25 protein-coding genes are annotated in these 25,653 nt (G+C 71.6%); 17 read left to right on the top strand and 8 right to left on the bottom strand.

Annotated features, from left to right (window positions below; all coding sequences use genetic code 11):
• Window positions 1-14 precede the first annotated feature (14 nt).
• Window positions 15-1,010, bottom strand: a complete 996-nt coding sequence (locus AB0J88_RS21095; protein ID WP_364353639.1) for a nitroreductase family protein — start codon at window positions 1,008-1,010, stop codon at window positions 15-17.
• Window positions 1,011-1,171: 161 nt separating this feature from the next.
• On the opposite strand from AB0J88_RS21095, the gene AB0J88_RS21090 reads away from it, so the two are divergent.
• The 5 genes from AB0J88_RS21090 (at window position 1,172) to AB0J88_RS21070 (ending at window position 6,177) form a co-directional block, all read left to right on the top strand.
• A complete protein-coding gene (locus AB0J88_RS21090; RefSeq protein ID WP_364353636.1) occupies window positions 1,172-2,038 on the top strand; it encodes a universal stress protein in 867 nt (288 codons plus the stop codon).
• A 20-nt stretch (window positions 2,039-2,058) separates the two neighbouring features.
• On the top strand, window positions 2,059-2,430 hold the full coding sequence (locus AB0J88_RS21085) for a universal stress protein (RefSeq protein ID WP_364353633.1): 372 nt from the start codon (window positions 2,059-2,061) through the stop codon (window positions 2,428-2,430).
• Window positions 2,418-2,609: a universal stress protein gene (locus AB0J88_RS21080; protein WP_364353630.1), complete on the top strand. Its 192-nt coding sequence runs from the start codon at window positions 2,418-2,420 to the stop codon at window positions 2,607-2,609. Before AB0J88_RS21085 ends, AB0J88_RS21080 begins: the two co-directional genes overlap by 13 nt.
• 155 nt (window positions 2,610-2,764) lie before the next feature.
• Window positions 2,765-3,766 (top strand): nitroreductase, encoded by a 1,002-nt coding sequence (locus AB0J88_RS21075; RefSeq protein ID WP_364353627.1) that lies wholly within the window; start codon window positions 2,765-2,767, stop codon window positions 3,764-3,766.
• Window positions 3,763-6,177, top strand: coding sequence for a glycosyl hydrolase family 65 protein (locus AB0J88_RS21070; protein ID WP_364353625.1), 2,415 nt, complete (start codon window positions 3,763-3,765; stop codon window positions 6,175-6,177). Before AB0J88_RS21075 ends, AB0J88_RS21070 begins: the two co-directional genes overlap by 4 nt.
• A gap of 4 nt (window positions 6,178-6,181) precedes the next feature.
• On the opposite strand, the gene AB0J88_RS21065 is transcribed toward AB0J88_RS21070, so the two are convergent.
• Both AB0J88_RS21065 and AB0J88_RS21060 read right to left on the bottom strand, forming a co-directional pair.
• Window positions 6,182-7,321 (bottom strand): ABC transporter ATP-binding protein, encoded by a 1,140-nt coding sequence (locus tag AB0J88_RS21065; protein ID WP_364353622.1) that lies wholly within the window; start codon window positions 7,319-7,321, stop codon window positions 6,182-6,184.
• A gap of 87 nt (window positions 7,322-7,408) precedes the next feature.
• Complete coding sequence (locus AB0J88_RS21060; RefSeq protein WP_364353619.1) at window positions 7,409-7,969, bottom strand: hypothetical protein; 561 nt, start codon at window positions 7,967-7,969, stop codon at window positions 7,409-7,411.
• Between the two features lie 195 nt (window positions 7,970-8,164).
• Here AB0J88_RS21060 and gap point away from each other — a divergent pair, with 195 nt between their 5' ends.
• A complete protein-coding gene (gene gap / locus AB0J88_RS21055) occupies window positions 8,165-9,172 on the top strand; it encodes a type I glyceraldehyde-3-phosphate dehydrogenase (protein WP_364353616.1) in 1,008 nt (335 codons plus the stop codon).
• Here gap and AB0J88_RS21050 read toward each other — a convergent pair whose 3' ends face one another.
• A complete protein-coding gene (locus AB0J88_RS21050; protein WP_364353614.1) occupies window positions 9,173-10,021 on the bottom strand; it encodes a universal stress protein in 849 nt (282 codons plus the stop codon).
• A gap of 276 nt (window positions 10,022-10,297) precedes the next feature.
• Here AB0J88_RS21050 and AB0J88_RS21045 point away from each other — a divergent pair, with 276 nt between their 5' ends.
• Window positions 10,298-10,594 carry a hypothetical protein gene (locus AB0J88_RS21045; protein ID WP_364353611.1) on the top strand — a complete coding sequence of 99 codons (297 nt, stop codon included), beginning with the start codon at window positions 10,298-10,300 and terminating at the stop codon, window positions 10,592-10,594.
• 20 nt (window positions 10,595-10,614) lie between these two features.
• On the opposite strand, the gene AB0J88_RS21040 is transcribed toward AB0J88_RS21045, so the two are convergent.
• From AB0J88_RS21040 to AB0J88_RS21030, 3 genes are read right to left on the bottom strand one after another with little or no spacing between them, the layout of a single operon-like run.
• Window positions 10,615-11,043: a CBS domain-containing protein gene (locus AB0J88_RS21040; protein WP_364353608.1), complete on the bottom strand. Its 429-nt coding sequence runs from the start codon at window positions 11,041-11,043 to the stop codon at window positions 10,615-10,617.
• Window positions 11,044-11,060: 17 nt separating this feature from the next.
• Entirely contained in the window at window positions 11,061-11,912 is an 852-nt protein-coding gene (locus AB0J88_RS21035) for a universal stress protein (protein WP_364353605.1), read from the bottom strand.
• A 23-nt stretch (window positions 11,913-11,935) separates the two neighbouring features.
• Window positions 11,936-14,638, bottom strand: a complete 2,703-nt coding sequence (locus tag AB0J88_RS21030) for a GNAT family N-acetyltransferase (protein WP_364353602.1) — start codon at window positions 14,636-14,638, stop codon at window positions 11,936-11,938.
• A 220-nt stretch (window positions 14,639-14,858) separates the two neighbouring features.
• Between AB0J88_RS21030 and AB0J88_RS21025 the strand changes: the two genes are divergently transcribed.
• From AB0J88_RS21025 to AB0J88_RS20990, 8 genes are all read left to right on the top strand, one after another.
• On the top strand, window positions 14,859-15,326 hold the full coding sequence (locus AB0J88_RS21025) for a universal stress protein (protein WP_364353599.1): 468 nt from the start codon (window positions 14,859-14,861) through the stop codon (window positions 15,324-15,326).
• 57 nt (window positions 15,327-15,383) lie between these two features.
• Window positions 15,384-16,289: a cation-transporting P-type ATPase gene (locus AB0J88_RS21020; RefSeq protein WP_364353596.1), complete on the top strand. Its 906-nt coding sequence runs from the start codon at window positions 15,384-15,386 to the stop codon at window positions 16,287-16,289.
• Entirely contained in the window at window positions 16,178-17,947 is a 1,770-nt protein-coding gene (locus tag AB0J88_RS21015; protein ID WP_364353920.1) for a cation-transporting P-type ATPase, read from the top strand. Before AB0J88_RS21020 ends, AB0J88_RS21015 begins: the two co-directional genes overlap by 112 nt.
• 22 nt (window positions 17,948-17,969) lie before the next feature.
• Window positions 17,970-18,743 carry a universal stress protein gene (locus tag AB0J88_RS21010; protein WP_364353593.1) on the top strand — a complete coding sequence of 258 codons (774 nt, stop codon included), beginning with the start codon at window positions 17,970-17,972 and terminating at the stop codon, window positions 18,741-18,743.
• A 117-nt stretch (window positions 18,744-18,860) separates the two neighbouring features.
• Window positions 18,861-19,739, top strand: a complete 879-nt coding sequence (locus tag AB0J88_RS21005) for a universal stress protein (RefSeq protein ID WP_364353590.1) — start codon at window positions 18,861-18,863, stop codon at window positions 19,737-19,739.
• Window positions 19,740-19,754: 15 nt separating this feature from the next.
• Window positions 19,755-19,916, top strand: a complete 162-nt coding sequence (locus AB0J88_RS21000; protein WP_364353587.1) for a hypothetical protein — start codon at window positions 19,755-19,757, stop codon at window positions 19,914-19,916.
• A gap of 115 nt (window positions 19,917-20,031) precedes the next feature.
• A complete protein-coding gene (locus AB0J88_RS20995; protein ID WP_364353584.1) occupies window positions 20,032-21,072 on the top strand; it encodes a zinc-dependent alcohol dehydrogenase family protein in 1,041 nt (346 codons plus the stop codon).
• A 146-nt stretch (window positions 21,073-21,218) separates the two neighbouring features.
• Window positions 21,219-22,361, top strand: coding sequence for a hypothetical protein (locus AB0J88_RS20990; RefSeq protein ID WP_364353581.1), 1,143 nt, complete (start codon window positions 21,219-21,221; stop codon window positions 22,359-22,361).
• Here the strand turns inward: AB0J88_RS20990 and AB0J88_RS20985 are convergent.
• On the bottom strand, window positions 22,318-22,800 hold the full coding sequence (locus AB0J88_RS20985; protein ID WP_364353578.1) for a universal stress protein: 483 nt from the start codon (window positions 22,798-22,800) through the stop codon (window positions 22,318-22,320). The two genes, AB0J88_RS20990 and AB0J88_RS20985, sit on opposite strands and share 44 nt — an antisense overlap.
• A gap of 217 nt (window positions 22,801-23,017) precedes the next feature.
• Here AB0J88_RS20985 and AB0J88_RS20980 point away from each other — a divergent pair, with 217 nt between their 5' ends.
• Together AB0J88_RS20980 and pflB are read left to right on the top strand one after the other, a co-directional pair.
• A complete protein-coding gene (locus tag AB0J88_RS20980; RefSeq protein WP_364353575.1) occupies window positions 23,018-23,392 on the top strand; it encodes a VOC family protein in 375 nt (124 codons plus the stop codon).
• A 5-nt stretch (window positions 23,393-23,397) separates the two neighbouring features.
• Complete coding sequence (gene pflB, locus AB0J88_RS20975; protein ID WP_364353572.1) at window positions 23,398-25,650, top strand: formate C-acetyltransferase; 2,253 nt, start codon at window positions 23,398-23,400, stop codon at window positions 25,648-25,650.
• The last annotated feature ends 3 nt before the right edge of the window (window positions 25,651-25,653 follow it).

The following is a 25,653-nucleotide window of genomic DNA, read 5'->3' as shown; positions in this document are numbered from 1 at the left end:
CTTCGCCCGGCAGCTCAGCTGTCGCCGTCGACGGCGGACAGGTCGACCGTCTGGTCGGCCGGCAGCCGTGGCGTGTGCGGCGGACCCGCGTGCGCCCGATCGGTGATACCCAGCCGAAGAACGAGATAGGGGCGGCCAACGCCGGCGAGCATCTCCCGCAACGTCTCCCGAGTCGCGGCAACCTCGACGACACCGCTGAGCGGCACGACGGAGACACCGAGCCCGACCGCCGTCAGCCACACCGCCGTCAAAGCCGCGCCCGCCCGCAGCCAGGAGTCCGGCTCGTCGTCGTCACCGTAGAGCAGCGCGTACCTGGCCTGCCGATCATGTCCTGGGCCGATCGGCAGCGTCCCCGGCGCGCCGAAGTCCCGCCCGGGAACCGTCGTCTGCGGCGGATGCGCCGGAAGGACGTCGTGCGGCAGTCCCGTCCCGTCCAGGCCGGACCTGCTGGTCCAGTAGGCGAGCTCGGCCCGGATCTGCGGGTCGTCGGCCTCGATCTCGGCTGCTCGATGGGCCGCGGCAGCCAGTTCCAGGACCTGGTCGGCGGTCAGCACATGCAGCCGTGCCAACCCGGACGCGGCGCCGAGCAACGCCGCCGTCGTATCCGGCGAGAGCGCCTGCTCCGAGAGCGGCCGCCGATCGGTGTGCCGAACGCGCATCGCCTGCACCATCCGCATCGCCTGTGCGGTCGGCTCGGACCGGTCAGCGGCGACGATCTCCGCGAGCAGGTCAGGCTGGGCCGGGTCGGGCAGGTATCGGACCTCGGTGGTCCAGCCTTCCGCGAGCAAGGCCAGCCGGGCGTGCTGCAAGGCGGCACCACAGCTGAGGACGAGCAACATTCCGTCCGGGTCCGTGGCGGCGAGCTGTCGGCTGCGGTCCGCGAACAACAGGAGCCGATCGGGCCGCACGCGCCAGTGCCACGGCTGGGTGTTGTGGATCGACGGAGCGTAGCCGGCCGCGTTGGCGGCCCCCGCGAGCGCGACCGCGGTGGGGTTTGCGATGCGCGACATCTCGATGTCCTTTCCTAGGTGCGCCGCTTCCAAGGCAACCGCATCGCCATGCGGCAGACAAGGCCGACCGGCACTCGAACGGCGGGCCGGATGGCCCTGACCGGCCCGGGCGCGACGCGCTTGGCTTGAGTTGTCAGCATGAGGATCGTGAGGAGGCAGCCATGCAGGCCCGCCCGCTCGTTGTCGGATACGACGGTTCGCCCGATGCCCGCGCCGCCCTGCATTGGGCGCTCGACGAGGCCGAGCGTGCGTCCTTGCCGGTCAAAATCCTCTACGCGTTCGCCTGGTACATCGGCCCGACCTGGTACGCGCCCGGACCGAGCGCCTGGCCTGACGCCGAGGCTCGCGCCGATGCCACGGCGATGCTGCGTTCCGCGGTCGACGACGCGCACACATCGCACCCTGGCGTCACAGTCAGCGCTGTGGTCATGGACGGTAGCCCGCAAGTGTGCTTGCAGGACGCGTCGGCCGATGCCGCGATGGCCGTGCTCGGCGGTCGCGGCACGGGTGGATTCGGCGAGTTGCTGATCGGCTCGACGGCGGTGTCGGTGTCGGCGCATGCGCGTTGTCCCGTGGTGGTCGTGCGCGCCGGGACGGACGAGGCAGCCGGTGACGTGGTCGTCGGATTCGACGGTTCGCCATGTGCCCACCTCGCCCTCGAGTTCGCCTTCGAGAAGGCCGCGGCCTGCCACGCGCCGTTGCGGGTCATCCAGACACTCTCGCCGCCACCGACCCGGTACTACCTCGAAACCGCCACGCAGCACCTCCGCGACCACCTGACCCAGCTGACGGCCAGCCTACGACAGAAGTTTCCGCAGGTACCGGTGTCAACGGACGTGCTCATCGGCGGGGCCGCGGGACACCTCGTCGCGGCCAGCAGCCGTGCCAGGCTGGTGGTGGTGGGCTCCCGGGGCCGCAGCGGCTTCAGCGGAGCATTCCTCGGTTCGGTCGGTCAGGAACTGATCCATCACGCGCACTGCCCGGTAGCCATCGTGCGGGAGGTGCCGGCACCGGTCGCGGTGAGTTGAGAGCGTGGAAGGGCGGTGCCGTGGACAGCCGGGAGATCGTCGTCGGTACGGACGGCTCGGCGTGCGCGACGGCCGCGGTCAGATGGTCGGCGCGGGAGGCCGCCCTGCGCGCCGTCCCGCTGCACATCCTGCTCGCCCACGACACCGAATGGCCGGGAACGCGCTTCGGCGGCGAGCCCGGGCTCCGCAAGCTCAGCCCCGAGCAGGCTGACTCGATTCTCGAAACGGCCGCCGACACCGCCCGCGGGGTTGACGGCGGCATCGACCTCCGCCCGCGACGGGTGGTCGGCTGGGCCGTGCCAACGCCCTCGATCAGACCGTCGAGCGGGAGCTGTCCGGCGCCCTGGACCCCTGGCGGCAGAAGTTCCCCGACGTCGACGTGCGGGCCGTAGTGGCGCACGGCAGCGCGGCCGGTGCCCTCGTCGAGCGATCCCGCACGACGCAGGCCGTCGTCGTCGGCTGCCGCGGCCGCGGTCAGGTGACGGGTGCCCTGCTCGGATCAACCAGCCTGCAGCTGCTCCATCACGCGCTCTGCCCGGTGGTCGTAACGCACGAGGGACAACGCGAGTGAGCGTCCGGTGATGGTGTTCGCGCCGGCGCCACGGTTCCAGTTCGTGCGCGCTGGACGCCGTTGACAGAGGTGACGGAGGGTCCGGCGATGCGAACGGTGCCAACGGGATCGGCGCCAGCCCGAACGGACACGATCCAGCGCCGTAGGCTGTCATCATGGCCGACGAAGCCCAGCCCGAGGAGCGGGCACAGACCCGCAAAGCCTTGCGCGACGCGGTTTCGGCCTCGCTGTACGCACCGTCCATCTTGAACACGCAGCCGTGGCGGTGGTCGTTGCGCGGCACACGGCTGGAGCTGATCCGTGACCCGGACCGAAGGCTGGAGGCGGTCGACCCGTCGGGACGGATGGCGATGATCAGCTGCGGCACCGCTCTGCACCACGTCCGAGTGACCTTGGCGGCCCGCGGACACGCGGTCAGCGTACGCAGGCTGCCTGCCGGAGACCCCGCGGACCTGCTCGCCACGCTGGAGATCACCGGTTCTGCGGACGCGTCCGCGGGCGACGTCGAGTTGGCGCGGGCGATCCGGCATCGACGCAGCGACCGCCGGCCGATCGTCGCGACGTCCCGCGTGGACGACGGCGTGATCGCCGCCTTGGCCGCTGCCGCGACGCGCGAAGGATCCACGCTGTTCCGCGTCGGCGACACCGAACGCCCCTACCTGGGGACCGCTGTCGACGAGGCGCAGCGCACCGAACAGTCCGACCCGGCCTACCACCGTGAGCTGGCCGCCTGGACCGTGCGACGACCGTCCGGCGGAGGTGTGTCGTTCGAGAGCCTCGTCTCTCCGGTGCCACGACCGGTCGCCGTGCGCGACTTCGCCGACGACGGGGAGACCGGGCTGTTCCCCGGGTTCGGCGACGACCGCTTCGCCGACTACCTGATCGTCGCGACCTCCTCCGACACCCCGGCCGACCGGCTCCGCGCCGGCGAGGCGACGAGCGCGGTCTGGCTGACGGCGACCGCACGCGACCTGGCGATGTCGGTGATGAGCGACGTCGTCGAGGTCCCGGCGACCCGGAGCCTGATCAGCCGCCTGCTGGCCGACCGCGCGGAGCCGCAACTGGTGCTGCGCACCGGTCCGCAGGGCCAGCCCGTTCCGCCTCCACCCGCCAGCCACCGCGCCCTCGACGAGGTGCTGGACGAAGACCCGTCGTGAACACGGCGGCCGAGTGGATATGGGCGTTCGAGTTCGAACCCGAACGGGAGGCTCGACGGGAGGTGCTGTGTGGCCTCGCGAACGGATATGTGGGCATCCGAGGCGCGGAGCCGGAACACGTCGCCGACGGTACGCACTATCCAGGGACCTACGCCGCCGGCTGCTACAACCGGCTGCGTGACAGCGTCGACGGTCTCCCGGTCGAGACCGAGAGCCTCGTCAACCTGCCGAACCCGTTGGCACTGACGATCCGTGCCGAGGACGGCGGCTGGCTCGGCGGCGCAGGTGTCGAGCTCATCGAGTCCCGGCACGAGCTGGACACCCGCCACGGCGTGCTCACCCGGCGGGCGCGATGCCGCGACCGCGCCGGACGCACGACGACCATCGTGCAACGGCGCTTCGTCCATCGGGTTCACCGTCACGCCGTCGGCCTGCGGACCATTGTCGTGCCAGAGAACTGGTCAGGAACCCTGACCGTGCGGGCGGGCATCGACGGGCGGACGACGAACTCGGGGGTCCGCCGTTATCAGGCCCTGAGCAACGCTCACTACGAGGTCGAACAGCTGTCGAATCCGGCACCGGACACCTCGCTGTCCGTCGTGGAGACCACTCAGTCCCGGATCCGGATCGCCCTCGCGGCGCGCACCCGCGTCGCTCCGGGCTTGGAGCCCGTGAGGTCACATCCGGTGGTCCCGGTCGGCGCCGGCCAGGCAGCCACCGAGCTGTCGGCGGCCGTCACCGCGGGCACCGCCGCCACCTTCGACACGACCGCGGTGGTCTACACCTCTCGCGACCCGGCGGTATCGGAACCGGCCCTCGCCGCGACCGAGCGGATCCGCGGTCTGCCGACCTTCGACGACCTGTGCGAGACGCACATGCGGGCTTGGCGGCAGGTCTGGCAACGGTTCCGGTTCCGCCTGTCGTCCGAGCGATGGCGCCTGACCCACGCGGCGCGGCTCGACCTGTTCCACGTGCTTCAAACCGTCACGACGCACAGCGCCGACCTCGACGTCGGAGTACCGGCTCGCGGGCTGCACGGCGAGGCGTACCGGGGTCACGTCTTCTGGGACGAGCTCTTCGTGCTCCGCACGCGGTGCCTGCGGGAACCGGAGGTCGTCCGAGGTGTCCTGCGGTACCGGTACCGCCGGCTGGACCGGGCGCGACGGGCCGCCCGCGACGTCGGTCAACGAGGAGCCTGCTATCCGTGGCAGTCCGGCAGCGACGGGCGGGAGGAGAACCAGCGGCTCCACCTCAACCCGGCCTCCGGCCGTTGGATACCGGACGAGACCGCTCTGCAGCGCCATATCGGCCTCGCGGTCGCCTACAACGTCTGGCAGTACTGGCAGGCCAGCGGAGACCTCCAGTTCCTGGAGCAGTACGGGGCGGAGATGATCCTGGAGATCGCCCGGTACTTCGCGTCCATCGCCGACTACCACGCCGGAAGGGGCCGGTATGTGATCCGCGGCGTGGTCGGCCCGGACGAGTTCCACACTCGGTATCCGGGCGCCGCTCGGCCGGGAATCGACAACAACGCCTACACGAACATCATGACGGTGTGGACGATGATGCGGGCACAGGACGCGCTGGCCGTGATCTCGGACCGTCGCCGGTCCGAGTTACGCGAGAGTCTCAGGCTGCGGAGCCGCGAGCTGCGGCGCTGGGAGGAGCTGTCCCGTCGCATGTTCGTGCCCTTCCACAGCGACGGCGTGATCAGCCAGTTCGAGGGATATCCAGAGTTGGCGGAGCTCGACCTCGCCGCGCTGCGCGCGAGGCACGGTGACATCCGCCGTCTCGATCGCATCCTCGGCAGCACCGGCGACGATCCGAACCGCTACCAGGTGTCGAAACAGGCCGACGTGCTCATGCTGTTCTACCTGCTGTCCGCCGACGAGCTTCGGGAGCTGCTCGGTCGGCTCGGGTATTCGTTGCCGGCCCACGCCGTTCCGCGGACGATCGACTACTACCTGGCGCGGACAACGCATGGTTCGACCCTGAGCGCCATGGTCCACGCGTGGGTGCTCGCCCGCAGCCGGCGTGCGGAGGCGATGGAGTTCTTCGTCCGCGGACTCGAGTCCGACATCGGTGACGTACGCGGCGGTACGACCGGCGAGGGCGTCCATCTCGGGGCGATGGCCGGGTCGATCGACACCATGGAACGGTGCTTCGGCGGCCTGGAGACCCGTGACGGGATGCTGTGGCTCAATCCCTACTGGCCCGTCAGCCTGGGAACGCTGGAGTTCGACATCGCCTTCCGCGGGCATCTGCTGCGGGTACGGATCAGCGGCGCTGGTGCGAAGGTGACGTCGCTGGCCGGGCAGACGCCGGTGCGGATCGGTTGTCGCCGCGAGATTCGTACGGTGGGTCCGGGGCAGGCGGTGACGTTCGTCGGGCCGCTCCGGCGCCGTGCTTAGGCAGTCACGCGGCCGCGGCCAGCGGCACCAGTTCCGACCGACCGTCCGCGAACAGCGTCGTGCCGGACGACGGATCGAAGAGCTGGATCTCGCCGGTATCCACGCCGAACGTGACCTCGGTGCCGGGGGTGATTCCGCTGCCGGCCTCCGCCTTGGCCGTCCAGACGTCGGCGGCGTCTCCGGATGGTGGCACTCCGGGCGCCGCGAAAAGGAGGTGCTCGGCGTTGCCGAGGAACTCGCTGGCGGTGATGGTGGCCGTCAGCTTGGGCCACCCGGCGGGCGCCGGCCAGGTCACCGCGTGCGGCCGTATCCCGACGACCACGTCGCGGTCGGTCGTCCAGCGGCCCGGCACAGGCAACCGGGTTCCGTCCGCGAGCGTCACGACCGGACTCCCCCCGGCCGTCAGCCGTGCGGGCGCCACGTTCATCGCGGGAGATCCGATGAAGCGGGCGACGAACATGTTCAACGGCTGGTGGTACAGGTCGTGGGGTGTGCCGACCTGCTGGATGCGGCCCTCGTGGAGCACGGCGATCCGGTCGCCGAGCGTCATCGCCTCGACCTGGTCGTGCGTGACGTAGACCGTCGTCGTGCGGAGCTTCCCGTGCAGGCGGCGGAGCTCGGCGCGCATCGCCACCCGCAGCTTCGCGTCCAGGTTGGACAGTGGCTCGTCCATCAGTAGAATCCGCGGGTCGCGCACCAGTGCCCGCCCCATCGCGACCCGTTGGCGCTGGCCGCCGGAGAGCGCCTTGGGTTTGCGATCCAGCAACTCGCCGATCTCCAGCATGTGAGCTGTCTCGTTCACCCGCGTGGTGCGCCGGGCCGTCGGCACCTTTCGCAGGCGCAGCGCGAAACCGAGGTTGTCGCCGACTGTCATGTGCGGGTAGAGGGCGTAGTTCTGGAACACCATCGCCACGTCGCGCATCTTCGGCGGCAGGCCGTCGATGACCGTCCCGTCCACCGACACCGAGCCGTTGGTGGCCTCCTCGAGGCCGGCGATGATCCGGAGAACGGTCGACTTGCCGCAGCCCGAGGGGCCGACGAGGACGAGCAGCTCGCCGTCACGGACGGTCAGGTCGACGCCGTCGAGGGCGACCGCCCCGCCGGGAAACACCTTGGTGACGTGGTCGAGCCGGATGGTGGTCATCGGGACACCTTCTTCAGGTCGTCATGGGTTCCGGCGAAACCCGGTCGGGGGGCACCGCCGACGGCGGTGCCCCCCGGGCCGAGCGGGTCACTTGAGCCAGGGCAGGCGCCGCACGATCGGCAGCTTCTCCCAGTAGCCGCCCAGGCCGAGGGTCCGGCCGGCGCCGACCAGGGCGAGACCGACCATGACAGCCGCGCTGATCAGGTGCTCGTCGAGGAAGGGGTTGGTCTCCGGAGGGAGCACGACCGACCACATCATCACGTAGAGCAGGGCACCCGAGGCGGCGGCGACGCGCATGCCGATGCCGAGGGTGAAGGCCAGGCCGATGCCCAGCAGTGCGAGCATGAACGCCCAGTTGGCGAAGCCGGTGCCGGCCAGGTTGTGGTAGAAGTCCGCGAACGGGCCTTCCGAGCCGCTGAGGAATCCCTTGGTCGGGCTGCCACCGTTGAGCCAGGAGCGCTCACTCGGGGTGGCGAATCCGAATCCGAAGACCTTGTCCAGGAACGCCCAGAGGAACGTGAACGCGAAGGCCAGGCGAACGCCTGCCCACACGTACCGTGCTGTCTTCTGGGTCGTCGTCTCGGCCGACTCGTGGGTGACCGCCGGAGCGGTCGTCCGCGCGGTGTGCCGCTCTGCCATCGCGGTCATGGCGTGCCACGTCCTTTCCTGTCGTCTGCGAGCCCTGTCTGGACCCACCTCGATTCCACCCCTGTGTCCGACTCCGCAGCAGTGCCGGTGGACCACACATGTGCGGGACCCCCGTCACCCATGGACCGGGACCTTTGCCCCTCCCCGTGCCGGAGAGCGCGGGCCGAGGCTGGTAGGGACGACCGAGGAGGAGCAATGCTGCGAGTAGCGATCAACGGCCTGGGACGGATCGGCCGGGCGTACCTGCGTGCGCTCGTCGAGCGTGGGCTGCTCGACACCGAGGTGCAGGTGGTCGGGGTGAACGACCTGTGGGACACGGCGACGTTGGCACACCTGATCGCGTACGACTCGACTTTCGGGAAGGCGAAGTTCCCGGTGGGCTACGACGCCGACAGCATCAAGATCGGAGAACGCGGGATCCCGGCGTTCCGCGAGCGCGACCCGGTGGAACTGCCCTGGCAGGAGTTGAACGTCGACCTCGTGATCGAGTCGACCGGCAAGCTCCGCACCCGTGAGAGCGCCGCCGGCCACCTCAAGGCGGGTGCCAGGCGGGTGCTGATCTCGGCGCCCGGCAAGGGGGTGGATGTCACGCTCGTGCCGGGGGTGAACGACCACGAGTACGACCCCGTCCGCCACGAGATCCTTTCGGCCGCTTCCTGCACCACCAATTGCGCGGCGCCGATGGTCAAGGTGCTGCACGACGCGTTCGGCGTGGAGCGTGGGTTCCTGACGACGGTCCACGCGTACACCAATGATCAAATGTTGATCGACTCACCGCACAAGGATCCGCGCCGCGCGCGCTCGGCGGCGGTCAACATCGTGCCCACCAGCACCGGCGCGGCCAAGGCGATCGGGCTGGTCATCCCGGAGGTCGCGGGCCTGCTGGACGGTGTCGCGCTGCGGGTGCCCGTCGAGGACGGGTCGCTGGTCGACCTGGCCTGCCAGTTGGCCACACCGGTGAGCGCCGAGGCGGTCAACTCCGCGTTCGCGACCGCCGCCACCGAGATGGCCGGCGTGCTGTCCTATGTCGATGGTCCGCTCGTGTCGCGAGACATCGTCGGCGACCCCGCGTCCTGCGTCTTCGACGCGCGGCTGACGCAGGCGGCCGGCACCTTCGTGAAGGTCTTCGGCTGGTACGACAACGAGTGGGGCTACACCAACCGGTTGGTGGACCTCACCACGATGATCGCCGCCGGCGAGTGATCACCGTTCCTTGACGACCGCGACCGGGGCGTCGGCTTCGTCGACGGCCCGGTCGCTGACGCTGCCGAGCAGGGCCCGCGCCGGCCAGGACCGCCCGCGGTCGCCGACACAGAGCAGGGCCACGCCGGCGCCGGCCCGCAGCAGCCCGTCGCCGGGCTGTCCGGCGAACACCGCGCGCTTGATCGGCACGTCGGGGTGTCGATGGTGCCAGGGCTCCGTCTCGGCGGCCAGTAGGTCCAGTCCGGCCGGCTCGGCGGTGAAGTGGGTCGAGAGCAGGTCGTCGTCGAACCAGTAGTCCTCCCGCCGGTCTCTCGTGACGTGGACCGCGGCGACCGGCCGGTGATGTGTCGCGGCTTCCTGGAAACCGAAATCGAGGGCGGCGCGGCTCGGCGCGGACCCGTCGACGCCGATCACCACGTGCCCCGCGAAGGGACCGGATCGGTCGGCACCACGGGACCGGACCACGACGACCGGAACGGTGGCGTGAGCGGCCACCCGGTGGGCGGTCTCCCGCCGTCCGGTCGGCACCGGGCTGGGCTCGCCCACGACGACGAGCTCCGCGGACCGGGCAGCGGCCAGGATGAGGTCGGGCGGCCGGACAGCCGCGACCCGCAACGTCACCCGGTGCCCACCCAGCCTGGCCCGAAGCTCCGCGACCGCGCGCGCGAGCGCGGGATCGTGGAGCTCCATCAGCCGTGTCGGGTCGTCGGCGGAGGCGAACGCGGAGTCGGCCGGGCAGGCGTAGCAGAGAACCAGGTCAGCGGCGGTGGTGGCGGCGTGCTCGCCGGCCCAGGCCAACGCGTACGCGCCGGTCCGCCCGCCCGCGCCGACCACGACGGTGCTGGTCACGACTGTCCCCTTCCACCAGCTATGGCTCCAGCATCGATCGGCTCCGTCGCGTCCGTTCAGGGCCGAACGTCCCGTCTTGGGGAAGGCCCGACGAGATCGGGACGGTTGGCCCTGTTCTCCGTGTCGGGACGCTTCGAGGATGGGACAAGAGAGCCAACCGAGGAGGCCGCGATGACGGTCCTGAGGCATCCCACCGCTGACGGCACTGCCGTTGACAGGTCCGGACCCGAGACCAGCGTGATCGCTTTGGGCGACCGCGCGAATTGCCTCGTACCGGTGCGCCGAGCCGGGCGCGTCGTGGGAGCTTTCGCCTACGCCGACGGAGAGGTGCGCTTCCGTCCGGTGGTCGACGTGCGGCAGCTGGTGGCTGCCGCGGCGGGCGTAGCGGTCGTCGCGGTCGGTGGCGCTACGTACGCCGCCGCGCGACGCCGGGCGCCGGCCGTCGGTGCGGTCACCATGGGTCCGGGTGGTTGGGTCAGCGTCAAGGGGACCGGTGTCCCGCGGCTGCGGCCGACCGACGACCGGCCGTGGTGGGCCCGGCTGCTGCGGGCCCGCCGACTGGTCGTGCGCTGACCCACCGGTTGCTCGCCGGGTCAGGCGGCGAGCAACGCGACGATGTCGCTGCCCGTGACGATGCCGATCGGGCGCAGGTTCGCGTCGACGACCGCGACCGCGTCGATGTCCACGCGGCGCATGAGCCGAGCGACGACCGCGACGGTGGCCTGTTCGTCCACGACTGCTGCCGTGGGGTCCAGCGCCGACTCCACCGTCACGGTGTCCAACACTGACGGCCCTTGGGCCCAGGCGGCGACGATCGCGCGGTCGGCCACGACGCCCCGGCAGGTGCCGTCGTCCGCGACGACGACGAGGTGCCGGCGCCGGCCACGTACCATCGCCCGCAACGCGTCCCCGAGCGTGGCCCCGGCCGCGACGCAGACGGGCGGCGTGCTCATGATCTGTCGCACGCGTCGCGACGTCAGCGGTGGGACGTCCTCGCCCCGCGCCAGATAGATCGCTTTCACCGTGGCCTCCCTCGACCTCACGTCGTGGCGGGCACGGTGACCCGCGGGTGCACCACCGCGACGGGGCACCGCGCCTGGTGCACCAGTGCCTGGCTGACCGAACCCAGCAGCAGTCCGGCAACGCCGCCGCGTCCGCGCGAGCCGACGACGACCAGGCTCGCGTGGCCGGACACGTCCACCATGGCCTGTTCCGCGACAGACGCCGGCCGCACCTGGCGGCGCACGTCGACCCGCGGGTACTTCGCCGCCCACGGAGCGACGGCCGTGTCAAGCAACGACTCGGCCAACCAGGCCGGTCGCTCCCGTTCGTCGGTGACGTGCACGGCCAGCAGCGGCAGCGCGCGCTGCGCGGCCTCCTCAAACGCGAACTCCAGCGCCGGTATGCCACCTGCCGAGCCGTCGACGCCGACCACCACGGGGGCGTCGACGCGACCACTGGCGATCGCTCGGACGATCACGACCGGCCCGGTGGCGCGCGCGGCGACCTGACTGCCGACGGACCCGACGACCGCCTCGGCATAGCCGCGCAGGCCCCGGTGCCCGACCACTACCGCCTCGGCGAAACACGACCGCGCTATCAAAGCGGTCGCGCCGCCCGCCGCGACCTGGGCCGTGGCGACCTCCAGGTACGGGTGTTCGCGCGCCGCCGCCGTAGCGAGGCGATCGAGCATGTTAGCGCCGTCGGCGCGGGGATCCGGCACCGCCGGGGTGTAGGGGCTGACACAGGCGGCGCCGTACCCGAGGGGGTGGACGTAGCCGTGCAGAAGCAACAACGGCGCGTTCCGTCGGGTCGCCAACGCCGCCGCGTAGTCGACCGCGGCAATGCTCGTCGGTGATCCGTCGACGCCGACCACAACGGGTCTGTCCATGACGATTCCCTCCGCACCGGTGATCAAGGACGGCGGAGCCGGCGCAGGACCGGATCCGGTTCGGTGCCGACAGGTCGCAGCCGGAGCTTCGCGTCGAGCGCGACCACTCCGTCCGGTCCGGCCAGCACGGGGTTGAGGTCGAGCTCGGCCACCTCGGGCAGTTCCTCGGCGAGGCGGCCGAGGCGCAACAGCAGGTCCTCGACGGCGTCGGTGTCGACCGGCGTGCTCCCACGGAATCCGGTCAGCAGCGGCGCGCAGCGCAACGACCGCCACATCCGGGCCGCGTCGAGGTCGGTCATCGGCACCAACCTCAAGACCCGGTCGTCGAAGAGGTCGGTCCGCACGCCGCCGAGCCCGGTCATGACCAGCGAGCCGAACAGCGGATCGTGGACCACGCCTGCGACGAGCTCCACCCCGCGGACGGCCATCCGTTGCACGAGTGCGCCACGGTCGGGGTCACCCGCCGCGGTCACGGTGCGGTAGGCGGCGCGCACGGCGTGCTCGTCGACCAGGTTCAGCCGCACCGCGCCGACTTCGGTCTTGTGCACCAACGTCGGATCCGCCGACTTGACCGCCACCGGATAACCGGCCGCTCGTGCCGCGTCGACCGCGGCGTCCTCGTCGGTGACGGTGGCGGAGCCCAGCAGCGGTATGCCGTACGCACGCAGGATCTCCTCGGCGACGACGTTCGGCTGCCAGCCTTCGTGCGCGTCCAGCGCGCGGGCGACGGCCGCCCGTGCGCGTTCGGTTTCGACGCCGGGCAGCTCGGGCGCGACACCGAGCGGCTCACGCCGCCAGGCCGCGTACCGGGCCGCGTGGTCGAGCGCGCGGACCGCTTGTTCGGGCAGGTCGTAGACCGGCGTCCGGCGGGTGCCGAGCACCCGGGGCGGGGTCTGGACTCCGACGACCACCGCCGCGGCGGTAAGCGTCGGACTCGCGTCCACGATCGGGGTGAGGGCGGCGAGGATGGCCGCCACATCGTTGGCTCGCGTGGCGGCGACGACGACCAGCAGCGCGTCGACCTCGTCGCTGTCCACGAAGGCCTGGGTCGCGACGGCGAACGCCTCGGGCGTGGCCGCGGCGCCCAGGTCCAGGGGGTTGTCGTGCGCCGCCGCGTGCGGGACCAGCGTCCGAAGGGTGTCCCTCAGCGCGGTGCTGGGTGCGGGAATCGTCAGCAGTCCGCCGCCGGCGGCGTCCGCGGCCATGACATTGAAGCCACCCGCGTTGCCGAGGACCGCCAGCCGGGCACCGCGCGGCAACGGCTGGTCGGTGAGCACGCGTGCCGCGTCGAGCAGCTCGCCGAGGTCGTCGACGCGGATCACTCCCGCCTGGTCGAAGAGTGCGCCGACCGTCGCGTCCGGAGCCGCCGCGGCTGCCGTGTGCGAGGCACCGGCCCGCTGCCCGGCCGCGGAGCGACCGCTCTTGACGGCGAGCACGGGCTTGCGGCGGGCGAGCGCCCGGGCGAAGCGCGCGAACTTGCGGGGGTTGCCGAACGACTCGAGGTACAGCGCCACCGCGCTGGTCCGTGGATCGTCGAACCAGTACGAGATCAGGTCGTTGCCGCTCACGTCGGCCTTGTTGCCCAGCGAGACGAACGTGGAGATGCCGCAGCCGGCCCGCGCCGCATGGTCCAACAGGGCGATGCCGACGGCGCCTGACTGGGATGCGACGGCGAGTCCGCCCGGCAGCGGCTGCCCAGGGACGAAGCTGGCGTTGAGGCGTACGGCCGGGTCGGTGTTGAGGATGCCGATGCAGTTGGGGCCGACGAGGCGGATGCCGTGCCGGCGCGCGAGGTCGACCATTGCCGCCTGGTGCGCCTGACCGTCCGCGCCCGTCTCACCGAAGCCCGCGCTGAGCAGCACCGCCGCGCGCGCCCCGATCGCCGCGGCGTCGGCGATCGTGTCGGCGACCGCGGCCGCCGGGACGGCCACCACGACCAGGTCAACCGGTCCCGGCAGCGCCCGCAGGGACGGGTACGCCCGGACTCCCGCCACCTCAGTGGCATGTGGATTGACGACGTACACCGCGCCGGCAAAGCCGAACTCGGTCAATGCGCGCAGCGTCTCGTGACCGATCCCGCCGGTCCTGCGCCCGGCACCGACCACCGCCACGGACCGCGGACGCAGCAGCGGCCGCAGCGAGGCACGCTCCGCCTGACGCTCCCGCGCGTCCAGGGCGTCCACGTCGTCGGTGGTGGGCACGCCGACGTCCATGACGCCGTCGTCGAACCGCATGAACACCCGTCCGCTTAGGCCACGGGCGACGCGCATCATCGGCCCGTTGGTCGGCAGCACCGCACCCACCAGCTTGTCGATTCCGGCGATCCGAGCGACCGCCGCGAGATGCTCGAGCAGCAGCGTGCCGATGCCACGGCCGTGCTCGAGGTCGTCCACGAAGACCGCGAACTCCGCCCGTCGGTCGGCCTGGCTCGGACGGTCGAAGGACGCCACGCCGACGACCCGGCCGGCGATCTCGGCCAGCACCGCGCCGTGGCACGGATCGGGTGGCCGGCACAGCCGTTCCACCTCTTTGGCGATCGTGGTTTCGGTCGCGAGCGCGAAGAACCGCATGCGGAGGTTGTCGACGTCGGCGCCTTCGTACATGGCCCGCAACCCGGGCCGGTCATCCGGACGAATCTGGCGAATACGCACTATACCGCCGTCGGCCGTCAGTGCATCGACGCTGCCGCCCATGTCGGCGATCGGCTGGATCACGGTGCCGGTCACAGGTCCTCCTCCGCGCGTGGTCGTCTCCTCGCAGACAACGCCGGACCGGCCCGCTTGGGCAGGGCCGACCGGCCCTCTCGTCGGCAGCAGAGGTCCTCCCGGCCCCGGTGGCCGGCGGGAGGAGGACCAACGACCCCCCGGCCCGGGTATTTGGCGCCTGCCCACCAGCCGTCAATGCGCCGAGACTCCGAACTGAGGAGTGCGATGACGGGAGGACGACATGACGAACAACTACCTGATCGTGGTCGGGGTCGACGGCTCCGATGGCGGACGTCGCGCGCTGGACTGGGCCGCGAACGAGGCGGCCAGGCGCGGTGGCACGGTGCAGGCGGTGATCGCGTGGCGCTGGGACGGCGTCGAGCTCGACCCGCACACCGTGCGCCCCGACGAGACACGTCAGCACGCGGCGCGGATCCTCGAACGCGAGATCGCCGCGCTCAGGGCCCGCCACGGCGCCAGCCACCCCGTGGCCGCCGAAGTGGTCGAGGGACGACCGGCGCAGGTCTTGGCCGACGCGGCGCGCGCCGGAGATCTGCTCGTGCTCGGCAGTCACGGACACAGCCGCCTGCGGCACACGGTGCTGGGATCGGTCAGCGAAGAGGTCATCCGGTTGGCCCCGTGCCCCGTCGTCGTGGTGCCGGTTCCGGTCCCGGCCGCCCCCGCGGCCGAACCGGCGATCCGCACCTGACCACGTCCGTTCGGCCGCCCGGACGGCACGTCGCCTGGTCGAGGAAGCGAGCCGATCGTGACCACTTCCCTCTCGGGGATAGAGCGAGCGCCCGCGGTGGGCCTTTCCGCAGCCGCTGCCACACAGCGGCTGCGCAACGACGGGCCGAACGCCGTCGAGTCCGCGCCGGCGCGTCGGGTCGGCGGCCGCATCGTGCGACAGCTCGCCGACCCGCTCGTCGCCCTGCTGCTCGTCGCCGCGGTGGTGACGACCGCGCTCGGTGATTACGCCGACACCGCTGTCATCGCCCTGGTCGTGCTGGTCAACACCACGATCGGGGTGTGGCAGGAGATTCGCGCGGATCGGGCCATCGCGGCGTTGGACCGCCTGGCCGCGCCGACGGCACGCGTCGTGCGAGACGGCGTCGACCGGGTCGTACCGGCCTCCGAGGTGGTGCGCGGCGACCGGCTGCGCCTGACCGCGGGAGACATCGTCCCCGCTGACCTCGCCCTCGACGACGCGTACCGGTTGCGCCTCGACGAATCGGCCATGACCGGTGAGGCGCACCCGGTGCGGCGGTCCACCGGCGAAGAGGCCTTCGCCGGAACCGTCGTGCTCACCGGTCGTGGCGCCGGAACCGTCGTGCGCGTCGGCGCGAGCAGCGCGTTGGGACGCGTCGTTTCCCTGGTGCGGTCCACGCGGCCAGGGCCGACGCCGCTGCAACGCCGCCTGGCCACGCTGGGCCGCATGCTCGGCGCCATCGCGGTCGTGACGTCCGCCGCCGTGTTCGGGCTCGGCGTGGCCACCGGGCGGGGCGTCGTCGAGATGGCGATCACCGCGGTCAGCTGGTGGTCGCGGCCGTGCCGGAGTCGATGCCGGCCGTCGTCACGCTGGCGTTGGCCCTCGGCGCCCGGCGCATGGCGCGGGCCCACGCCATCCCCCGCCGCCTGCAGTCGGTCGAGACGCTGGGCTCGGTCACCGTGATCGCCTCCGACAAGACGGGCACCCTGACCGAGGGGCGGATGGCCGTCCAGGAGGCGGTGACCGCTGCCGGCCACAGGTACGCGGTGCACGGCACGGGCTATACGCCCGAGGGTTCCCTGACGCGCGACGGCGTCTCGGTGTCGCCGGCCGGCGATCTCGTCGAGCTGGCCCGGGCCGGGCTGCTCTGCAACGACGCCGCACTGTCGTCACCGGACCCTGAGCACGAGGGGTGGACCGCCGTGGGCGACCCGCTGGAGGCGGCGCTCGTGGCGTTCGCCGCACGCTGCGGCCTCGACCCGGAGCGGGAACGCGCCGCGTGGCCACGCGTCGCCGAGCACCCGTTCGATCAGGCCCGGCGGCGGATGACGACAGTGCACGCGACCCCTGACGGCCGACACCTGCTCGTCTGCAAGGGAGCGCCGGAGAGCGTGCTGTCGGCCTCCGTCGTCACGGCCGGCGGCGTGGAGCTCCAACCGGTGGCCGACGCGCTCGCGAGCCAGGGGCTGCGGGTGCTCGCTGTCGCGGCCGCCGTCGCCGACCGGCAACCGGACCCGCGCCGGCCGACCGGGCTGCGGCCGCTGGGACTGGTCGCCGTCGGCGATCCGGTGCGGGCGGGCGCACGGGACAGCGCCAACGCGTTCGCCAGAGCAGGCGTGCGACTCGTCCTCGTCACAGGCGACCACCCCGCGACCGCGGGCGCCATAGGAAGGCAGCTCGGCCTGCTCGGGCCGGGTGACCCGGTGGTCTGCGGCGATACGGGCCCGGTCGGTGCACAGACCGCAACAAACCCCAATGTGTACGCGCGCACACAGCCGGAGCAGAAGCTCGACATCATCGCCGCTCTGCAGAAACGGGGCGAGGTCGTCGCGATGACCGGTGACGGCGTCAACGACGCGCCCGCCCTACGGCGCGCCGACATCGGCGTCGCGATGGGCAGTGGCACGGAGGTCGCCCGGCAGGCGGCCGACCTGGTCCTCGTCGACGACAACCTCGCCACCATGACCCAGGCCATCGAGGAGGGACGGCGGATCTACGACAACGTCCGCCGTTTCCTGCGATACGGCCTGGCCGGTGGGTTGGCCGAGATCCTGGTCATGCTGGTGGGGCCGTTCCTCGGACTGGCCGTGCCACTGTTGCCGGCGCAGATCCTCTGGGTCAACCTCCTGACCCACGGGCTGCCGGGCGTCGCCTTGGGTGCCGAGCCGGCGGAACCCGGCGTGCTCGAGCGGCCTCCTCGCTCGCCGCGCGAGTCGGTCCTCGGCCGCGGCCTTGCCCGCGCGGTCGTCACCGGTGCGGTCGCCATCGCGGTCGCCGTCCTCGGGGCCGGACTGGTCGCCTTCCACAGCGGCCGTCCGTGGCAGTCCATGGTCTTCGTGGTCCTCGGACTGGCCCAACTCGGGGTCGCCCTGGCCGTGCGGGCTCGGCGCACGCCTGGCGGGCCGGCCAATCCGGGTCTGGTGGTCGCGGTCGCGGTCTCGGCGCTGCTGCAGATCGCGGGTGTTCTGGTGCCGGGACTACGCGGGCTGCTGGGCACCGAGACGCTCTCCGCGCTCGACCTGCTGCTGTGCGCCGGCTTCGCCATCATGCCCGGCGTGGTGGTCCACCTGGCGGGGAGCGCCGCAGTGCGGTCCCTAACCGTTCACGCCGAAGCTCGTTGATCTCGATATGGAGGTACGCGCCATGACCGACCGCACCGCACCCGTCGTCGTCACGTTCTCCGACGACACCGATACGGCCGCCGTCTCGCTCGCGGCGGCCGAGGCCGGGCTGCACGGTCGACGGCTCACCGTGGTGCATGCCGGCGACGAACGGACGGTGAGACGGGCGGTCACGGCCCTGACGGACCTGGATGCGCGTTATCTGCACGTCGACGAACCGCTCGACGAAGCGCTCATCCGCTTGTCCCGCGACGCCTTCCTTGTGGTGACCACCGCCGCCGGCGACCGGCGACCAGCCGCCCGGCGGGTGGCCGCCCACGCCGCCAACCCGACGCTCGTCGCTTCCGCCCGTCACGTCGAACCGTCCGCCCCGGTGATGCTCGCCGTCGACGCGCGCCACGGGGCCCCCCGCGCCGGCGCGTTCGCCTTCGCCGAGGCGTCCGCGCGGCAGGTCGAGCTTGCCGTCCTCTACGTGGCCGCCGAGGTCCCGGACGGACCGTTCGACACGGTCGACCCGTTCGCCTACGACGCCGCCGCGGCGATGGAGGCGGGCGACCGGCTGCTCGCCGAAGCGCTCGCGGGCTACAGCGACAGGTACCCCGACGTAGCGGTGGTGCGACGCACCTGGCACGACCCCACCGTCGTCCGGGCCATCGCCGACCGGGCGGAGAAAGCAGGACTGCTCGTGGTCGCCACGCGCGACCACCCGCGGATGAGCGAGCGACTCCTCGGATCCGTCACCGGTGAGCTGCTGGGTGCGACGCCGTGCCCGCTAGCCGTGGTTCCGGCGCGCTGACAGATCGATCCGAGATCGGGGATGGGCCGTCCGGCCGCCACCTACCTGCCGAGTGACTCTGACGTCCGCACACACGACGTTCGACGCTGAGAGGAGATGCCTCGGAAAGGTGGAGCGATGTGGGCCAGAGAGGTCGTCGTAGGAGCTGACGGGTCGGCGGCGAGCTTGGCGGCCGTCGGATGGGCCGCCCGAGCCGCCGAGCGGCACCGCGTACCGCTGAGGGTCGTGCTCGCGTATCACTGGGACCGGGCCAGCGCGCGCTCGGCGGGCGAGATGCAACTCCGCAGTGCCCGCGACGGGGTCGCCGAGGCGGACGCGGCCCGTGCCGTCACGCACGCGCAGGCGGCCGCGCCCGGCGTCGAGATCCGCCGGGAGACCGTCATCGGACCCGCTGTGCCGAACCTGCTCACCGCGGCACGGGACGCTCGGTTGCTCGTCGTCGGCCATCCGGGTCATGGCCGGGTCGGCAGTGTGCTGACGGGATCGGTCGCCCAGGCGGTGGCCAGCCACGCGCCCTGCCCCGTCGTCGTCGTCCGTGGACGTGCCGATGCCGTGACCGGGCCGATCGTGGTCGGAGTAGACGGTTCGACCTCGTCGCTGGAGACCCTCGGGCTCGCTTTCGACGAGGCGGCCGGGCAGGCGGCCGCATTGGTGCCCGTCCTGGCCGTGGCGCCCATGTCAGGGCCATGGGGCGACATCGCCGAACAGAGCTGTCTGAGCTCGGGCGCACGTCTCGCCGAGGAGGCGGCGCTGGCCGAATGGCTCGCGCCCTGGCGGGAGAAGCATCCCGAGGTGGTGGTCCGACCGCTGGTGCTCCGCGGAAACGCGGCCCCGACGCTGGTCGACCAGTCACGGACCGCTCGACTGGTCGCCGTCGGAAGCCGGGGTCACGGCGGCCTCGCAGCCACCCTGATCGGGTCGGTCGGCCAGCACCTGCTCCATCACGCCGGTTGTCCCGTGATGATCAACCGGCGTTGGCCGGTCAACTACCGGTGAGGCGGGCGATACACGATGACGGTCATCTGGCTCATCGTCTGGCTCATCGCGGGCACGCCACCGGTCGCGTCCTGGGGTCCCTGGAACAGCTGGGGCGTCGCGTTGTTCGTGTGCCTCGCCGTCGACGTGCTCGGCGCGCTCGGCGGCAACGCACGCCGGCCACGGGCCAACCGCTGACGAACGGATCGCAGGTCACTCGCACCTCACCGGCGGGACCTTCGGCCCTGATGTGACGGCAGCGACCGGAGTGCGATGAGAAGAAAGCGCCCCGTCGACGAGGAGGTCGTCCCCCATGAAAGCACTCGTGTTCGGAGGTCCCGGCCAGCGCGCCTGGACCGACGTGCCGGACCCCAGCGTGGTGGACCCGACCGACGCGGTCATCCGCGTCGACACGGTCACCATCTGCGGAACCGACCTGCACATCCTGGGCGGTGACGTGCCGGCGGTCCAGAAAGGACGGATCCTCGGTCACGAAGCCGTCGGCACGGTCGAGGCGGTCGGTTCGGCCGTGACCACGATCCAGCCCGGCGACCGGGTGCTCGCCTCCTGCATCTCCGCCTGCGGGCGGTGCCGGTTCTGCCGCGAGCAGCGGTACGGGCAGTGCACGGGTGGAGGCGGCTGGATCCTGGGTCACCTCGTCGACGGCGTGCAGGCAGAGTACGCCCGGTTGCCCTTCGCGGACCTGTCCACGTACCCGTTGCCGCAGAGCGTCTCCGACGAGGCGGCCGTCCTGCTGGCCGACATCCTGCCCACCTCCTACGAGGTCGGGGTGCTCAACGGTGCGGTCCGCCCCGGTGACACCGTCGTCGTGGTGGGCACCGGCCCGATCGGCCTGGCGGCGATCCTGACCGCCAAGCTGTTCTCGCCGGCCCACATCGTCGCCATCGACAAGGCCGAAAGCCGGCTGCAGGCGGCCAAGCAGCTCGGCGCCGACATCCTGGTCCGCCCCGACGACAACCCGCTGGACGCGGTCCGCGCCGTCACCGACGGCCTCGGCGCCGACGTGGTGATGGAGGCCGTCGGCATTCCGGCCACGTTCGAGCTGTGCACCGCGCTCGTGCGCCCCGGCGGACGCGTCGCCAACATCGGCGTCCACGGCAAGCCCGCCACGCTCCATCTGGAAGATCTCTGGATCCGCGACGTGACCATCACCACCGGCCTCGTCGACACCTACTCGACCGCCACACTGCTCAAGATGGTCGGCTCGGGTCAGCTCGACACCGGGCAGATCGTCACCCACCGGTTCGCCCTCGACGAGATCATGAGCGCCTACGACGTCTTCGCCCGGCCCGCCGAGACCGGCGCGCTCAAGGTCGTACTCACCAGGGCCTGACAACCATCCTGTTCACCGGCCGCCCGGGCCACCGCACCGAACCCCGGGCGGCCGGTTCCCGCACCTCGGCGACAGAGGTCCATCGCACCGGCGAGCAGGACGTTGGCCCCTATTGATCCGCCCTGCGACCGGACGACCGTCAAGGCATGACAAGAATCCTCGCGTCCGAGACGGCCGTCTTCGAGACGGTCCCCCAGGCCGACGCGCTACGCGATCTCGTCCGCCCATTCGATCCGGTCGCTTCGGTCTACGTTCACGGCGGCTCCGACGACGTCGAGGAGCGGTTCCGCTCGTTGACCGCCGACCTGGTCCGTTCAGGTGCGCCGCGGGAGACCGCAGGTGCGCTCGTCGCGGCCATGGCTGATCGGCTGGACCGGCCGGTGCAACTGGTCGGCTTCGCGGTTGGCGATCGCGTGCTCGCGGCGTTCGAGCTCCCCCGCATCGCGTCTGCGGATGCCGCCGTCTGGGGCGCGCCCGCCCGTGTCCTCCCGCTGCTGCTCTGGATCGGTGCGCATCCTCCGTACGTCGAGGTCGACGTCGACCGCGACGGCGCCACCATCACCGCGGTCGCCGGCGGCGCCGTCCGCGGGCACACGACCGTCGTCAGTGCCGATAGCACGGTCGGCGGCTGGTCACCGCCAAGTCCTCACACCCGAGCCATAGAGCCGGGGCAGCACGACGCGGCGGCCCTCGCCGCGGCCACGACCCGTGCGCTCGGCAGCGTGCGCGCCCGGCTGCTGCTTGTCGCGGGCGACATCAGGGCAATCCATCTCATGCTGGCCCGGTTACCGGAGCGTCCGCTGGTGATCAAATGGGTGACCGGCGGCCGCGCTGCGGACGGTCTCGCGGCGCGGCACGTCGCCGATGTCGAGTGCGCCCGCGCCGCGTACGCGCAGCAGGTCCTCGCAGCCGCCGCGGGCTCCCGCAAGACCGGGGGCCGGTCGACGATCGAAGGTGTCGACCAAACCCTCGCGGCCCTCGCCGAGGGTCGGGTTCGCACACTGTTCGTGGACGAGGGCATCGCAGCCGGCGGCACCGCGTGGTTCGGCCCCGAGCTGTTGTGCTCCGGGCGGCCGGCCGCAGCTCCCGACGGCAGCGCGCCCCACCGCGGGCGGCTGGCCGATGTGGCGGTCAGGGCGGCGCTGCTGACCGCCGTTGCCGTGTGCCCTCTCCAGAGCGGAACGTCGCGAATGGCGGACGGGATCGGCGCGCTGGGTAAGGTCCGCGGCCCGGCCGTCGGACGGATCAGCGGGCGTCACGCGAGCGCGAACTCCGTCCGGCCGGCTTGAGCTGCGAGCCGAGCAGGTCCTCCACGTCCGGCCGCGGGACGACCACGAGTGGGCAGTGGGTGCGCCGCGCGCAGTAGCGCCGCGTCGGGCCGGTCAGTCGCCCTGTGGAGCCGATGACCAGCAGGTCGACGGAGCCCGCCGCCCGCACCAGCGCACGGCCGGGTGTGTCGACCACCACCAGCCGCTCGATCGGCACGTCGGCGGGAACGCCGCCGCAGACCTCCGCGATAAGCGCCGTCACCAGAGCATGCGCGGCGTGGCGATGCTCTTGCTCGGTGACCAGCGCGTACTCCGCCCGGGTCGCGGCCGGAAGCGCCGTCACCACCCGCAGCGGATGTCCGGTGCGGCGGGCGGTGCCGACCGCCCAGGCGAGCGCCCACCGACTGCCCACCGAGTCGGTCACGCCTACGACGATCCGCGGTCCACGTGAGCCGGCCATCGAAGCCTCCAGAGGGATAGGTCCGCGGCAAGGATGGCTGGGGCGAAGCCGCGGCGCACAGGGCCAGGTGTCCCGAACCGGGCCGACCGTCGTCCCCGGATCCGGGCCGGCGCGCCCGGTGACGCTAGACCTTCCGCAGACAGGTCGAACGCCCCTACAGGGTTGCCGATCGCCGAAGGACGATCAGATCAGGACCACAAGAGACCAGGAGCCGACGATGAGCCATCCTGTAGTGCATTGGGAGATCAGCGGGCATGACACCGTGCGTCTCGAACGGTTCTATTCGGACCTGTTCGGCTGGAAGGTCGGCCCGGAGACATCCGCGGGCATCGACCTGGACCCGGGCGAGGCGCCGGCCGGCACGATCGTCCATACCGCAGCCGCGCCACCGCACGTCGTGTTCTACGTACGCGTGGCAAGCATCGTGGCCGCTCTGGACCGGGTCGCCGAACTGGGCGGCACCTGTGTCCAGGAGCCCACCTACCACCGGGGCGTCGGCACCTTCGCACAGATCCTCGACCCCGAGGGCAACCTCGTGGGCCTGCTGCGCCCCGAGGAGCCAACGCTCGAGCCAACCGCGACGAACGGTTGACGGCCATGACAGCCACGACCGCGACCACCGTCCTCCCTCCCTGGCGTGGCTTCGCGGGGGCTCGGTGGCGAACCGACGTCGACGTCGCCGACTTCATCCGGCACAACCGGCGGCCCTACACCGGTGACGAGTCGTTCCTCGAACCAGCCACCGAGCGCACCACCACCCTGTGGGGCCAGGTGCGGGCGCTGTTCACCGAAGAGCGCCGCCGTGGCGTTCTCGACGTCGACGCCGCCACCCCGGCGACGATCACCTCGCACGCGCCCGGCTACGTCGACCGTGAGCGCGAGCTGATCGTCGGTCTGCAGACCGATGCGCCGCTGCGCCGCGCGATCATGCCCAACGGCGGATTGCGGATGGTCGAAGCCGGCCTCGACGCCTACGGCTACAAGCTCGATCCCGCGGTGCGGCACGTGTTCACCACCTTCCGCAAGACCCACAACGACGCCGTGTTCGACGCCTACCCCGCCGGGGTACGCGCCGCCCGGCGGGCACACCTCATCACCGGCCTGCCAGACGCCTACGGGCGCGGGCGGATCATCGGCGACTACCGGCGGGTGGCCCTCTACGGCGTCGACCGCCTCGTCGCGGAGCGGCACGCCCACCTTGCGAGCCTCGACGAGCGCGGTGCCGGCGACGACGTCATCCGCGACCGCGAGGAGCTGTCCGAGCAGATCCGCGCGCTCGGCGAGCTCAGGCGGATGGCGGCCACCTACGGCCATGACATCTCCGGGCCGGCGCGCACGGGCCGCGAGGCCGTCCAGTGGCTCTACTTCGCGTACCTGGCCGCTGCGAAGGAACAGAACGGCGCCGCCATGTCCCTCGGGCGCACCGCGACCTTCCTCGACATCTACCTCGAGCGGGACCTCGACGAAGGCCGCCTGACAGAGGCGGGTGCGCAGGAGCTCGTCGACGACTTCGTCATCAAGCTTCGGATGATCCGCTTCCTGCGCACTCCCGAATACGACCAGCTCTTCTCCGGCGACCCGACCTGGGTGACCGAGGCGCTGGGCGGCCAGGGCGTCGACGGGCGCACGATGGTGAGCCGCACCTCGTACCGCTATCTTCAGACGCTCTACAACCTCGGTCCCGCGCCGGAACCGAACCTCACCGTGCTGTGGTCCGTTGACCTACCGCTCGCGTTCAAACGCTTCTGCGCCCGGGTGTCACTGGACACCAGCGCGATCCAGTACGAGAACGACGAGCTCATCCGGTCGGCGTACGACGACGACACCGCCATCGCGTGCTGTGTGTCCGCGATGCGGGTCGGTCGCGACATGCAGTTCTTCGGAGCGCGGGCCAACCTGGCCAAGGCCCTGTTGTATGCCGTCAACGGAGGCCGCGACGAGCTCACCGGCGAGCAGGTGGCGCCGCCGAGTCCCCCTGTCACCGGCGACATCCTCGACTACGACCAGGTGATGACGGCGTACGACGCCACATTGGACTGGCTGGCCCGGACCTATGTCGAAGCGCTGAACGTCATCCACCATATGCACGACCGGTACGCGTACGAGCGGATCGCTATGGCGTTGCACGACTATCCCGTGCACCGGTTCCTGGCCACCGGCATCGCTGGGCTGTCCGTCGCCACCGACAGTCTGGCGGCGATCCGGTACGGAACCGTCAGGGTCCGACGGGACGCGACCGGGCTCGCGGTCGACTACATCGTGGATGGTGACCCGCCGTGCTTCGGAAACAACGACGACCGCGCCGACACGATCGCCGTGGACCTCGTCGAACGGTTCATGGCGAAGATCCGTCGACAACCGGCATACCGCGGCGCGGAGCCGTCGCTGTCCGTGCTGACCATCACCTCCAACGTCGTCTACGGCCGACACACCGGCAACACACCGGACGGGCGCCGCGCGGGTGAGCCGTTCGCGCCTGGCGCGAACCCGATGAACGGCCGGGACCGCCACGGCCTGGTCAGCGCGGCACTGTCCGTGGCGAAGCTCCCGTACGCGCAGGCCCGTGACGGGATCTCGCTTACCTGCACCGTCACGCCCGACGGGCTCGGTCACACGGCCCAGGACCGGGTGGACAACCTGGTCGGAGTGCTCGACGGGTACACCGACGCGGGCGGATTCCACATGAACGTCAACGTGCTCGACCGGGCGACGCTGGAGGACGCCATGACCCATCCCGAGCGGTACCCGCAACTGACCATCAGGGTGTCCGGCTACGCCGTGAACTTCGTCCGGCTCACGCCCGAGCAACAACGCGACGTGATCTCCCGGACCTTCCACGGGTCGCTGTGAGGG

This window comes from Asanoa sp. NPDC049475 (assembly GCF_040676915.1).
Classification (GTDB): Bacteria; Actinomycetota; Actinomycetes; order Mycobacteriales; family Micromonosporaceae; genus Asanoa.
The sequence above is the reverse complement of the archived record's forward strand: the minus strand, read 5'-3'. Positions and strand labels throughout refer to the sequence as shown.

Bases quoted from the DNA above. Each gene is read 5' to 3' on its own strand.
- AB0J88_RS21095 (WP_364353639.1), bottom strand. From the start codon at position 1,010: ATGTCGCGCATCGCAAACCCCACCGCGGTCGCGCTCGCGGGGGCCGCC.
- AB0J88_RS21090 (WP_364353636.1), top strand. From the start codon at position 1,172: ATGCAGGCCCGCCCGCTCGTTGTCGGATACGACGGTTCGCCCGATGCC.
- AB0J88_RS21075 (WP_364353627.1), top strand. From the start codon at position 2,765: ATGGCCGACGAAGCCCAGCCCGAGGAGCGGGCACAGACCCGCAAAGCC.
- AB0J88_RS21065 (WP_364353622.1), bottom strand. From the start codon at position 7,321: ATGACCACCATCCGGCTCGACCACGTCACCAAGGTGTTTCCCGGCGGG.
- AB0J88_RS21060 (WP_364353619.1), bottom strand. From the start codon at position 7,969: ATGACCGCGATGGCAGAGCGGCACACCGCGCGGACGACCGCTCCGGCG.
- gap (WP_364353616.1), top strand. From the start codon at position 8,165: ATGCTGCGAGTAGCGATCAACGGCCTGGGACGGATCGGCCGGGCGTAC.
- AB0J88_RS21035 (WP_364353605.1), bottom strand. From the start codon at position 11,912: ATGGACAGACCCGTTGTGGTCGGCGTCGACGGATCACCGACGAGCATT.
- AB0J88_RS21025 (WP_364353599.1), top strand. From the start codon at position 14,859: ATGACGAACAACTACCTGATCGTGGTCGGGGTCGACGGCTCCGATGGC.
- AB0J88_RS21015 (WP_364353920.1), top strand. From the start codon at position 16,178: ATGCCGGCCGTCGTCACGCTGGCGTTGGCCCTCGGCGCCCGGCGCATG.
- AB0J88_RS21010 (WP_364353593.1), top strand. From the start codon at position 17,970: ATGACCGACCGCACCGCACCCGTCGTCGTCACGTTCTCCGACGACACC.
- AB0J88_RS21005 (WP_364353590.1), top strand. From the start codon at position 18,861: ATGTGGGCCAGAGAGGTCGTCGTAGGAGCTGACGGGTCGGCGGCGAGC.
- AB0J88_RS21000 (WP_364353587.1), top strand. From the start codon at position 19,755: ATGACGGTCATCTGGCTCATCGTCTGGCTCATCGCGGGCACGCCACCG.
- AB0J88_RS20995 (WP_364353584.1), top strand. From the start codon at position 20,032: ATGAAAGCACTCGTGTTCGGAGGTCCCGGCCAGCGCGCCTGGACCGAC.
- AB0J88_RS20990 (WP_364353581.1), top strand. From the start codon at position 21,219: ATGACAAGAATCCTCGCGTCCGAGACGGCCGTCTTCGAGACGGTCCCC.
- AB0J88_RS20985 (WP_364353578.1), bottom strand. From the start codon at position 22,800: ATGGCCGGCTCACGTGGACCGCGGATCGTCGTAGGCGTGACCGACTCG.
- AB0J88_RS20980 (WP_364353575.1), top strand. From the start codon at position 23,018: ATGAGCCATCCTGTAGTGCATTGGGAGATCAGCGGGCATGACACCGTG.
- pflB (WP_364353572.1), top strand. From the start codon at position 23,398: ATGACAGCCACGACCGCGACCACCGTCCTCCCTCCCTGGCGTGGCTTC.